Annotated in this window: 12 protein-coding genes; 6 read left to right on the forward strand and 6 right to left on the reverse strand. The window is 42.2% G+C overall.

Going from position 1 to position 12,232, the window contains the following annotated elements:
• Positions 1–439: 439 nt before the first annotated feature.
• The 4 genes from QQK06_RS15295 to QQK06_RS15310 form a co-directional block, all read right to left on the reverse strand.
• Positions 440–1,492 (reverse strand): 2-oxoacid:ferredoxin oxidoreductase subunit beta, encoded by a 1,053-nt coding sequence (locus QQK06_RS15295; protein ID WP_284245633.1) that lies wholly within the window; start codon positions 1,490–1,492, stop codon positions 440–442.
• 9 nt (positions 1,493–1,501) lie between these two features.
• Positions 1,502–3,352: a 2-oxoacid:acceptor oxidoreductase subunit alpha gene (locus QQK06_RS15300; RefSeq protein WP_284245634.1), complete on the reverse strand. Its 1,851-nt coding sequence runs from the start codon at positions 3,350–3,352 to the stop codon at positions 1,502–1,504.
• Positions 3,349–5,142 (reverse strand): FAD-dependent oxidoreductase, encoded by a 1,794-nt coding sequence (locus QQK06_RS15305; RefSeq protein ID WP_284245635.1) that lies wholly within the window; start codon positions 5,140–5,142, stop codon positions 3,349–3,351. The genes QQK06_RS15300 and QQK06_RS15305 overlap by 4 nt, the downstream gene beginning before the upstream one ends.
• Before the next feature lie 273 nt (positions 5,143–5,415).
• Positions 5,416–5,958 carry a nuclear transport factor 2 family protein gene (locus QQK06_RS15310; protein ID WP_284245636.1) on the reverse strand — a complete coding sequence of 181 codons (543 nt, stop codon included), beginning with the start codon at positions 5,956–5,958 and terminating at the stop codon, positions 5,416–5,418.
• 144 nt (positions 5,959–6,102) lie between these two features.
• On the opposite strand from QQK06_RS15310, the gene QQK06_RS15315 reads away from it, so the two are divergent.
• Positions 6,103–6,486: a winged helix-turn-helix transcriptional regulator gene (locus QQK06_RS15315; protein ID WP_284245637.1), complete on the forward strand. Its 384-nt coding sequence runs from the start codon at positions 6,103–6,105 to the stop codon at positions 6,484–6,486.
• A gap of 80 nt (positions 6,487–6,566) precedes the next feature.
• Here the strand turns inward: QQK06_RS15315 and QQK06_RS15320 are convergent, their stop codons facing one another.
• The gene (locus QQK06_RS15320; RefSeq protein WP_284245638.1) at positions 6,567–7,205 is read right to left on the reverse strand and encodes a sulfotransferase family protein; all 639 of its coding nucleotides are present in this window, start codon (positions 7,203–7,205) and stop codon (positions 6,567–6,569) included.
• Between the two features lie 24 nt (positions 7,206–7,229).
• Positions 7,230–7,955: a substrate-binding periplasmic protein gene (locus QQK06_RS15325; protein WP_284245639.1), complete on the reverse strand. Its 726-nt coding sequence runs from the start codon at positions 7,953–7,955 to the stop codon at positions 7,230–7,232.
• Between the two features lie 411 nt (positions 7,956–8,366).
• Here QQK06_RS15325 and QQK06_RS15330 point away from each other — a divergent pair, with 411 nt between their 5' ends.
• From QQK06_RS15330 to QQK06_RS15350, 5 genes are read left to right on the forward strand one after another with little or no spacing between them, the layout of a single operon-like run.
• Positions 8,367–9,155: a DUF3450 domain-containing protein gene (locus QQK06_RS15330; RefSeq protein ID WP_284245640.1), complete on the forward strand. Its 789-nt coding sequence runs from the start codon at positions 8,367–8,369 to the stop codon at positions 9,153–9,155.
• 27 nt (positions 9,156–9,182) lie between these two features.
• Entirely contained in the window at positions 9,183–10,583 is a 1,401-nt protein-coding gene (locus tag QQK06_RS15335) for a MotA/TolQ/ExbB proton channel family protein (RefSeq protein WP_284245641.1), read from the forward strand.
• Between the two features lie 3 nt (positions 10,584–10,586).
• The gene (locus QQK06_RS15340; RefSeq protein ID WP_284245642.1) at positions 10,587–11,114 is read left to right on the forward strand and encodes a MotA/TolQ/ExbB proton channel family protein; all 528 of its coding nucleotides are present in this window, start codon (positions 10,587–10,589) and stop codon (positions 11,112–11,114) included.
• Between the two features lie 24 nt (positions 11,115–11,138).
• Complete coding sequence (locus QQK06_RS15345) at positions 11,139–11,552, forward strand: ExbD/TolR family protein (protein WP_284245643.1); 414 nt, start codon at positions 11,139–11,141, stop codon at positions 11,550–11,552.
• 5 nt (positions 11,553–11,557) lie between these two features.
• A complete protein-coding gene (locus QQK06_RS15350) occupies positions 11,558–12,175 on the forward strand; it encodes an energy transducer TonB (RefSeq protein ID WP_284246634.1) in 618 nt (205 codons plus the stop codon).
• The last annotated feature ends 57 nt before the right edge of the window (positions 12,176–12,232 follow it).

The following is a 12,232-nucleotide window of genomic DNA, read 5'->3' on the forward strand; positions in this document are numbered from 1 at the left end:
ATTTACCCAATAACATTGATTAACTCAAAAGCCATTCGCTAAAACGAATGGCTTTTATATACATGGACGTATGGTATAACGAAATTGCAGGAGCATAATTTCGTATATATACATGGACGTATGGTCAGTTTTTTTTGTTCCAGACAAAAACTAAGTACTTACATCCATGTAAGCAATAACGAAATTGCAGGAGCATAATTTCGTATATGTTCAGGACGAAGGGTATGTCGCGGATGCATGGACGCATAGGAGCGACGATGTTCAGGACGAAAGGTATGTCGCGGATGCATGGACGCATAGGAGCGACGATGTTCAGGGCGGCAAGGATGCATGAGTGACGAACTTCTATTGCTGTAGGTCGAAGTTTACTTCGACAAAATTCATAGTCTAACTCTCTTTTTTCTCACCCCGCTGTGCTCGTGGTGACCTATAACGAGAGCTATCTAAAACTATCGTTAATGCCAGATAATACTCGCGAACCTGGGCATAAAGCATCCTGACTTAACTGGTTTAACGGTGTATCGTTAGTGTTATTAATCTCGTGAAAATTACTACAGGTTGGGTCGAGGTAAAACAAACCGGTTAATATTTCCCCTTTTTCTTTATGCTGTTCGATATCGATAATTGCTTGCATCGCATTAGTGGTTTGATAGTTTTTGTCGAGCTTATGAATACGCATAATAGAGCCGTCGTGCAGGCAAATATCTTCATTTTCACCATCGCCAACACCGCAGGTAATTTCTTTTTTCACCGGAACAAAATCAGCGATGGCGGCGGTGGTGACATGCTCGTGAACATAATCGTACGAACGAGTTGAATTGGCATGATTGTTAAAGGTGACACAGGGAGAGATGATATCAATAAAAGCAAACCCTTGATGGCTTATCGCTGCCTTAATTAATGGTACTAATTGTTTTTTATCACCAGAGAAACTGCGGGCAACAAAGCTTGCCCCGAGTTGCAATGCCATTACACATAAGTCAATGTCGGCGAATAAACTGGACTCGCCGGCCTTATTGGTCATACCTTTATCTGCGGTCGCAGCAAGCTGCCCTTTAGTTAAACCGTAAACACCGTTATTCGCCACCATATAAAGCATATTGAGCTGGCGCCGAACCACATGAGCAAATTGTCCCATACCAATAGAGGCACTGTCGCCATCACCTGACATGCCAATATAAATTAAGTCTCGATTTGCAAGGTTAGCGCCGGTGGCTACAGACGGCATCCGGCCATGAACGGAATTAAAGCCATGCGCTTTATTCAGAAAATAGGTTGGTGACTTTGAAGAACAACCGATACCGGACATTTTGGCTATTTTATGAGGCGGTAAGGATAACTCATAGCAGGCCTGAATAACGGCTGAGGAAATTGCGTCATGACCACAACCAGCGCATAAGGTCGATAAACTGCCTTCGTAATCACGGTAATTAAGTCCAAGCTCATTTATCGCAAGTCTGGGGTGATGAAATTTGGATTTTTCAAAACTCATAATAACCTCTTAACCTACTTGTTGGTTAGATAATTCGTTGGATAAACTGCTTAGTATGCCATTGACGACATACTCGCTGGTTAATGGCAAACCATCACAATTGGCAATGCTGATCAGCTTTTCTGGCGCTATCGCTAATTCGTTGATTAATAAGGTGCGCATTTGGCCGTCTCGATTTTGTTCGATGATAAATACTTCTTGATGCTGTTCGATAAATTTGCTGATTTCTGGCTGAAAAGGGAATGCTTTAATACGTAAGGTGTCAGCAGATAAACCATGCTCTTTTAGCTCCGCTAATACTTCATTAATGGCATGACTGCTCGTGCCATAATAAATTAATCCGAGTTTAGCGAGTTTTTGCCCTTGAGTAATGAGAGGTTTTGGTACTAGTTTAGCGGCGGTATCAAATTTTTTAATCAGCCGCTCCATATTAGCGACATAATCATCGGACTTTTCGGTATATGCCGCATATTCATTGCGTGAGGTGCCTCGGGTAAAAAATGCGCCTTTGGTTTCATGGGTACCGGGTAAGGTGCGATAACAGATGCCGTCACCATCGCTATCTAAGTAACGTCCATAACGTTCGATACTATCCAGTTGTTCGGCGCTGAGTACCTTGCCTAGGTTGTATTGCTTATTATCGTCCCAGCTAAAGGGTTCACTAAGGTGATCATTCATCCCTAAGTCTAAATCACTCATAACTATCACTGGGGTTTGTAATTGATCTGCCAGTTCAAAGGCTTCAGCGGTTAAATCGAAGCATTCTTTTGGTGAGTCAGGAAACAGTAATACCTGCTTGGTATCACCGTGTGAGGCGTAAGCGCAGGATAAAATATCTGACTGTTGAGTACGAGTCGGCATGCCGGTGGAAGGGCCGGCGCGCTGAACATCAATTAATACCATAGGAATTTCGGCAAAATAGGCGAGCCCTAAAAATTCACTCATCAAGGAAATTCCCGGGCCGCTGGTGGCGGTAAACGCTCGGGCGCCATTCCAACCAGCACCTATGGCGATGCCAATTGCTGCTAGTTCATCTTCTGCCTGAATTAAAGCAAAGTTCTTTTTACCCGAAGCAGGGTCTATCCGTAGGCGCTGGCAATAGTTGCCAAATTTTTCAACTACTGAAGTCGAAGGCGTGATCGGGTACCAGCCCGCAACTATTGCACCACCATAAACTGCACCTAACGCGGTTGCCGTATTGCCGTCGACCATGATCCTGTCTTGCAACAAATCACGACGTTCTACTCTAATAGCTAACGGGCAGTCAAAATGGTGATTAGCAAACTGATAACCAAGCTCTAAAGCGTAAATATTGGGGGTGATCAGTTTTTCTTTGCCTTTAAACTGATCGCCAACCAGTGCTTTTAGCACCTCAAATTCAATATTAAGTAGCGCAGCCAGGGCGCCAACGTAGATAACATTTTTAAATAATTGTCGCTGCCTTGGGTCCTGATATTCTTTTTGGCAAATGGCGGAAATAGGCATGCCGAGATAGGTAATGTCTTGCCGAAATTGCTCGTCTGCCAGCTGTTTACTGGAGTCATATAATAAGTAGCCGCCCGTTTTTACGCTGTCTATGTCTTGTGCCATACTTTGTGCGTTCATTGCCACCACGAGTTCTGCCTTACCGCCACGGCGCGCTAAATAGTTATTTTCATTGATCCTTACTTCATACCAAGTCGGCATGCCCTGAATATTGGAAGGAAAAATATTTTTTGCACTCACCGGTATACCCATACGAATTATGGCTTTGGCAAACATATTATTGGCACTGGCGGAACCTGTACCATTGGTGTTAGCAAAGCGAATTACAAAGTCGTTAGTACCTTGGCAAGGTGAAGCACTGCTAGCTTGGCTCATTTAATGGTTGCTCCAATATTATCTAAGATTAGTTTTCTCATGTCCCAGGCACCAGTTGGGCAACGCTCTGCACATAGCCCACAATGGAGACAGACATCTTCATCTTTGATCATAAAATGCCCTGTTTTTAATGGTGCCGAAATCATCATTTCTTGTTCGGGATTAATCTCCTGTACTCTGAGTTGAGCATGGGCTTGTTGCTCAGCACCTTGTTTGCTATTGCTGTCAATTTCGACAAAGTTAATACAATCCGTCGGGCAAACATCTTCACAAGCTGAGCATTCGATACAGGTAGTTTCGTTAAAAATGGTTTGCACATCACAATTTAAACAACGATGTGCTTCTTCAAGCGCCAGTTTTTCATCAAAACCTAATTCTACTTCGGTATTAATTTCTTTGACCGCTTGTTGCCATTCAACATGTGGGACATTTTTGCGCTGTCCGTGATCGATCTGGCTTTGGTAACTCCACTCGTGAATGCCCATTTTTTGGCTGATCAGATTAAAGCCACTTTCCGGTCGCTCGTTTTCCGGATTTTTGCCCTGACAAAATAAATCGATGGAAATTGCCGCTTGATGGCCATTAGCGACCGCAGAAATAATATTCTCCGGACCAAAGGCGGCATCACCACCAAAAAATACCTTGTCTAGTGTGGATTGTAAGGTGGCACGGTTAAGTGCCGGTTGGCCCCATTTGTTAAAGCGCAGTCCGATATCACGTTCAATCCACGGAAATGCCGTGTCCTGACCAACGGCAACTAATACTTGCTCGCAAGGGACAAATAAAACTTCGCCAGTATCTTTTAACGTTCGTTTGCCAAATTTATCGTAGACTGACTCAACTTTGCTAAAACGTACGCCTTTGAATTCATCTTGTTCAAAGACGTATGCTAATGGCGTGTAATTAGGTTTTATTTCAATGCCTTCTGCCATGGCATCTTCTTTTTCCCAAGGGGAGGCTTTCATATCGTCAAAACTTGAACGAACTAACACTGTGACTTCTTTCGCTCCCAGTCTTTTTGCGGTGCGGCAGCAATCCATCGCGGTATTGCCACCACCTAAGACGACGACGCGTTTTTCTGCACTGGTAACATGGCCAAAGCTGACATTGGAGAGCCAGTTGATACCTGTGTCTACCTGCTCTGAGGTTTTTTCGTGGCCGTCTATCGAGAGCCAGCGCCCTTGAGGTGCGCCTGTGCCAACAAATATCGCGTCAAAATTTGCTTTCAATAAATTATTTAAGCTTGAGATCTCTTCACCAAAGTGCGCTTCAATGCCCATGTTGAGGATATATGCTAACTCTTCATCTAGTACGGTTTCCGGCAAACGAAACGCCGGAATTTGGCTCCGCATCATACCGCCAGCTTTAGCATCTCGCTCGTACATCACTACATCATAACCGAGTGGCAATAAATCGCGGGCTACTGTCAGAGAAGCGGGACCAGCACCAATTAAAGCAATTCTTTTACCATTTTTTTGTCTCGGAACCGCCGGAATATACTGATGGATATCATCTTTATAGTCGGCGGTGACACGTTTTAATCGACATATTGCCACAGGTTTTTCTTCTACTCTGCCGCGCCTGCACGCAGGTTCACACGGACGATCACACACTCGACCTAAAATGCCGGGAAATACATTGGAATGCCAGTTGATCATATAGGCTTCGGTATAACGTTTTTCAGCAATTAAACGAATGTATTCAGGAACCGGCGTATGTGCAGGGCAGGCGTATTGGCAATCAACTACTTTTAAAAAATGTTGATAATTACTGGTATCGGTTGGCTTCACTTAATTCCCCCCAGAAAAAGTGCTTACTTATTAATCTACACCAATTTTGAAAGCTGTTAAGTAATTTTTCAGAAAAACTTTTATTTACGGGTCTCCATTCGTAATTTGTATACATGTTAACTTGAATTGTTAAACGCAATTATTAGGTTATTATCAACTCTGACATTGACATTTTTATCATAGCGGACATCGGCAATGCCTTAACAGTGACGAACTGTAATGAGTAATCGAGTAAGAATAATACTGACTACTCACATACAGTTTTGCTTAATGCTAAAATACGCCATTTGTGTTGCGGATGTTGCCACCGCTTACTAGTGAATAAAACCGCATAAAACCATCAAGTGCTTGAATTGAATCCCAATGCTCGACAATTCTGCCATTTTCAATACGCCAAGTATCTATAATATTCATACCTTTTTGATCATTTCCACGATCTCCTTTTTCTAAGGTTGCGTGCGAATGGAAGATAACAAAATCACCATCTACGTAGATGTGCTTCACTTCATAAGAGTACTCTGGATAATCTTCAACAAACTCCCGTAAGAAACCAACCAGGCCTACTATTTTGTCAGGAAGGTTACGGTTGTGTTGAGTATATGAACTATCGTTATAGTGCTTTAATACATAATCGAAATCATGATCGTTCATCAGCTTTTGCACAAAGCCGGTGATCAGCTCTGCATTGTTTATTTCTTGCTGTGTCCAGCTTGATTTTTGCAGTGATTTAAAATTAATCGTTGCCGTATTAGCATTCTGCGCGAATGAGGTAAGACTAGTTAGAACAAGTAATAAAAGTGTGATGGATTTCCGCATGGATAACTCCTGAAAAGATAAAGTAGGTTATTAATATACACTATGGTAATTAAAAGTAACCAAGGTTACAATTAGGCACGTAAACCTGCCTAAGGCACAAATTGGTAACCTATGTATGGGCGAATGGTAAGGAAGAGGTGAATCGTGGTAGCTAAAGTTAAAACAGAAAGAAGAATGTTTCATAACAATGAAGAGTGTCCAATTCGCAATGTTATCACTCAAATAGGCGATAAATGGTCAATGCTCATTTTATTTGCCTTGGTCGACGGCGCCGACAGGTTCAACTCACTTAAATCAAGAATCGTCGGTATTTCTCAACGAATGTTAACCCAAACTTTGCGAGACTTAGAAAGAGAAGGCTATGTTAAAAGAACTGTCTTCCCTGAAGTGCCGGCAAGGGTTGAATACGAGCTCACAACTATGGGGCTCGGTATAGTTAAACCTTTGTATCAACTAGTCACCTGGGCGAGCGAGAATCATGAGGAAATCAAACGCTCTCGCAGAGAATATGACGAAAAGATTATGTGATTAAATATCCATTATTCATTGCTGGCTGTCAGATGATTCATCAACTCATGCATCAAAACTGACAGAGTAGAAATAAACTACTAAACATTATTGAAGTAGTTTAACGCGCTGCTTTTCCCGTTTCGGGTTGATGCTATTTTATTTGGGTGAGTGAGATCTTTCCAGGCGGTGATCTTGCCGCCGACATTGAGCCTGTCAAACTTGGTTATCGGTTGTGGCAGTTGCAAAAACTGGTGTAGTTGCTCGAAAGTTTCCGGCTGGCTGACATCCAGGGTAAAGAGTTTCTTTGGTGTTACTGAAAAATAATCAGAGACTTCAGCAATGTGGCGCTGATAGCAAGCAGCTAAAAATTCATCACTATTGATGTTTTGCTGATTAAAAGGGGTGAATACTTGCTGGTAACTGCGCTTAATGATTGGGTTAAAACCACCATCACTTCTGACAATATTGATATACATGCGTTGTAGCAGCTGTTTTATCGATGGTAGCCAGCTTTCCATTGCTCGCGTTAGATAAATGAACTTGCTGTTTGGGTAATACTTATCTAATAACGGATAGTCACAGAATATCGGCGTATCAGCAATTACCTGTGCTTGATCAAAGGCGTTTTGCGTATAGGCTGTGTGGGCTACGCGATAACCTAGAGTTAAAAGTTTGCTACAAACACTGGTGGTGCCAGTTCTTGGCAAACCAATAATAAATACTTTTTCGTTGTTCACGGGATTTGGCTAACTCAGGTTAAGTTAATAAATTTGATTTTCAGCATGTTTGATCATTTGTTCGAGTTCACCACTGGTGGTTAATTGTCTGATCATTTGATTAACTGGCTCGACCATATCAGCATGCTTTTTATTAATGTAATGGTATAAAGGTTCATATGTTAATTCTTTATCCAACACTTTAATAGCCTGAAGGTTAAGCTTATTAATGGTGTAAATGCCATTGCGGTAGTTAGTTAAGGCGATATCGATATTACCTTGTGCCAGTTGACGAAATAACTGTTCGCTATTGTTGCTTAGATAAACCCGAGGAAAACCTTTAGTGGCATAATTGGTATGTTTTACCCCCCTGACAATACCAACTCGATATGGCGATAAATCTGCTAATTGTTTAACGGTAATCTCGTTTTTTTCCTGAGTAAATGCTGCGGTCGTTAAATAATAATAAGGGGTAGGTACGCGAATTACATGAGGGGTTTCTATGCCATAGTTAAAAATTCGTAAGATTTCCCCATCTTTCACGCCACTATTGGCTTCTTGCTGCGCTCGGTTCGCCGGTAATGGAGTCACAGTGATCGTTTTGCCAAGTTTTTGATAAATTTGTGGCAGCACAATTTTCGCGACCTGTTGCTCACTAAGTAGCTTGATGGAAGCGAAATTTAGTTGTTGTGCATAGCTGTGATTAAAAATATGCAAACTTATAATAAACAGCCAGACAGTAAATACTTTTGTTAACTTTATTACGATCATTGTTAAAGTGTCTCACATCTTGCTTAACTATGATGCTGAACCCTTAATAAATCAATGTACTAAGGTTTTAGCCGTAATTTATTGTGCTTCGCCTGAGTTATGAATACGAATTAACAGGAGTTAAATTTTCATTTATTGGAAATCAAAATGTCACATTAGCTAGCTATGCTCAGCTCATAGATAAATGCTGTACAAAATTAAATATCTCTCTCATATATTTTTGGCATTTTACCCCTGCTATTTGTAAGAAAAATGTCACTATTTCGTCATTTAATAAAGATGCAATATTAGTGAAACCTAACTGTCACATTCGCTGATTAAAATTCCTCTTAAATAAATTCATTAATGAGTCCGTTTTACTGATTCATGAACTGCTGTTATGCAGCAATTATTAACGTTAAGGTTTTAATTATGAAATTGTCCTTACTGGCAAAAGCAAGCTTGATTGTAAGCAGTGCAGCCATGTCTTTTTCAGGTTTTTCACAGGGGGTTAATGCTGATAATTCAGAATTAACTCAGGTGGTTGATGCGGGTAAAAAAATCAACCAAATGGCAAATAACTCACAACAACGTGTTGATAAGCTTAATGAACAAATCCAAAGTAAATTACAGCAGTTTAAAACAGTTAACAAAGAAATTGATGGTTTAACGGTTTATAACAAGCAAATGAAAGCACAAATTGATAACCAGCTAATTGAGTTGCAACAATTGGCTGAGTCAATGGAGCAAGTGAGCATTATTGAGCGTCAGGTTTCGCCATTAATGGCGCGTATGATAGATACCTTAGCTGCATTTGTTGCTTTAGATGTGCCTTTCCTGCCGGAAGAACGTAACGATCGTATTGAAAATTTAAAAGCCATGTTAGACAGGGCAGATGTTTCAGTCGCTGAAAAATTTCGTCGGGTGTTGGAAGCCTATCAGGTCGAAGTAGATTATGGCCGTACTATTGAAGCTTACACCGGTTTACAGCAAGTAGAAAGCAAAGAGCTTGATGTAGATTTTCTTCGTATTGGCCGTGTCAGCCTGGTTTACCGTTCCCGTGATGGTAAAGCGATGGGGATGTGGGATCAAACATCTAAATCCTGGCAGCCACTTGATAGCGAATACCGCACTGACATCAATAAAGCATTACGTATTGCACGTAAACAATTAGCCCCAGATCTTATCGTCGTACCTGTTGCGCAGAATTCAGCAGAATAGTTCAGCAGAGTAATAAGGACAAATTCAATGAAAGTTTTTAATCAATTATTCTCAGTACTTACCTTAGGTACTGCTTTATTTAGCTCTGCGACCTTAGTTGCTAACGCGCAGCAAGCGGCAGATCTTGATGAGTTGTTATCTCAGTTAAAGCAAGGTCAAATAGCTCAAAGTGAGCAAAATAAACAACGTGAAACGGAGTTTTCTCTGCGTAAAGATCAGCAACAACAAATGCTGAATCAGGCAAAATCCCAGCGTGATCAGGCCGTACAGTTAAGTACAGAGCTTGAAGCAAACTTTCAAAACAACGAGCAGGATATAGCGCTTCAAACCGAAGCGTTAAATCAGCGTATGGGGGAATTAAAAGAGTTATTTGGTGTCTTGCAGCAAGTGGCAGGTGATACCCGCAGTAAGTTTCAAACCTCCGTGATTTCAGCGCAAATTGTTGGCAGAGGTAAATTTTTAGAGCAATTCGCGCAAGGTATGGGTTCAACGTCAAAGTTAGCGTCAATTGAAGAAATCGAACAATTGTGGTTTGAACTACAACGTGAAATGACTGAATCTGGCAAGGTACATCAGTTTAGCCGTGAAGTGGTTGCGGCCGATGGTGCCAAGAGCCAGCAGCAAGTGTTACGCGTCGGGGGTTTTAACTTAATTTCACAAGGTAAGTACTTGGAATATATAGATGAAACCGGTTCGGTTGCCGAACTAGTGCGTCAGCCTTCAGGTCGTTATCTTTCAAGTGCGCAGGAATTAACCAATAGCGTGAGTAACCAGGTGGTGCCATTTGCTTTAGACCCAACTGGAGGTTCTATTTTAGGACTCTTGATCCAGGCGCCCGACACCCAAGAGCGTGTTGACCAAGGTGGTGCTGTTGGTTATGTGATTTTAGCTATTGGCTTAATCGGTTTATTAATTGCTATCGAACGTTTCATTACCTTGTTCATTATTGGCAATAAAGTGAATCGTCAGCTTAAATCTGAAGTTGCTTCTCAAGATAACCCGCTTGGTCGCGTGCTATTAATCAAAGATAAGCATGCAGATGCGGATATTGAAACACTGGAACTTAAATTATCAGAGCGCATTTTAAAAGAAGTGCCAACGCTGACCAGCCGTTTAACCATGATCAAGATCATCTCAGTGGTTGCACCATTAATCGGTCTATTAGGAACGGTAACCGGGATGATTAATACCTTCCAGGCGATTACCTTATTCGGTACCGGTGACCCTAAATTAATGGCGGGCGGTATTTCACAAGCCTTAGTTACTACGGTATTAGGTCTAGTTGTTGCAATTCCGATGGTATTTATCTCGACCTTATTAAACTCTCGCAGCCGCGGCATTATCAATATCTTGCAACAGCAAAGTGCCGGCATTGTCGCTGAACGTGCTGAGCAAGAACATACTCCAGCGACAGAAAAAGGAGCTTAGCTCATGGTTGTGCTTTTCGAATTAATGAATAGCATTCGCGAGTTCCTCGATACCGGCGGTCAGGTATTAACCGTTATCGCCGGGGTGATCTGCTTGATGTGGTTATTGATTTTTGAGCGTTTGTACTTCTTTCTTCGAGGTTATCAGCAAGTCAAAAAGCAAATGATTAATAAGTGGTATGGGCGCGAGGAAAGGCATTCCTGGTACGCCGAGCAAATTCGATTAGCGAATGTTTCTCGTATCACAGAAATGCTAAACCATAACGTTGCCCTTATTCAGAGCCTGGTAGTGTTATGTCCATTATTAGGCTTACTGGGCACAGTAACCGGCATGATCGAAGTCTTTGATGTTATGGCGGTATCGGGGAGTGGTAATGCCCGCTCGATGGCATCGGGTGTGTCGCGTGCGACTATCCCGACCATGGCAGGCATGGTTGGGTCATTATCCGGGGTATTTATTGTCACTTGGTTACAACGTAAAACCAAGCGCAGAACGGAGCAAATGGAAGACAGCCTTCCGATGGCTCATTAACGGTTATAAGTAAAGGATAAGAACATGCGTTCTCAATTAGCAAAAGTATTACAAGAGCAGGAAGAAGCGGAAGAAATTAATATGACTCCTATGTTGGATGTCGTCTTTATTTTGCTGATCTTTTTTATCGTGACCGCTTCATTCGTTAAAGAAGCGGGTATTGAAGTGAATCGTCCGGAAGCGGCAACAGCGGTGAAAAAAGAACGGGCAAATATTCTGGTTGCCATCAGCGACCGTGGTGAGATCTGGATCAACAAGCGCCGCGTTGATGTTCGTGCAGTGCAGGCCAATATTGAACGACTAAAAGCAGAAAACCCGCAAGGCACGGTAGTGATCCAGGCAGATAAAAAAGCGACGACGGATGTACTAATCAAAGTGATGGACTCAGCACGTGCTGCCGGTGTGTTTGATGTTTCAATTGCGGCACAAGAGGCCTGATAGTGATGAATAATGTTGGACGTTACTCCATTGCATTTGCGTTAGCGGCATTAGTGACCTTGGCATTATTGTGGAGTATGCAGCGATTAATTGCTGGCGGTAATGATGTCATGAGTGAACCACCGCGGGGCAATGTTTTAGATTTTATTCGCTTAAAGCAAGAAGAAAACATAGTTAAGAAAGAGCGTAAGCCACAAAAGCCGCCGAAGCCAAAAGAGCCGCCGCCGCAGATGCAAACACCGCAGATGCAGCAATCGAACCCTAATACTAATGCGATCAGCACCAGTTTTACTGCCGATGTTCAGGCAGATACCGGTCTTGCTGGCGGTTTAAGTTTAGACAGTGCTGACGGTGATTATTTGCCGATTGTTAAAGTGGCGCCGATTTATCCGCGTCGTGCGCAGTCTCGTGGTATCGAAGGATATGTCATCGTTGAGTTTATTGTGACAAAAAATGGCTCAGTGCGCGATCCGATAGTGATTGAGGCAAAACCGGAAGGGTTATTCGATCGAGCTGCAATCGATGCGGCGTTGAAATTTAAATATAAACCACGGGTGGTTGACGGTAACGCGACGGAGGTTGCCGGTGTCCAGAATAAGATCTCATTTGAGATCGATGGATAACGTGGCCAGTAATTGGGTGAAATAGAAAGTGATGCTTTTGATAGCTGTTGCTAGGCA

This window comes from Thalassotalea insulae (assembly GCF_030161395.1).
In the GTDB taxonomy this organism is placed as follows: domain Bacteria; phylum Pseudomonadota; class Gammaproteobacteria; order Enterobacterales; family Alteromonadaceae; genus Thalassotalea_E; species Thalassotalea_E insulae.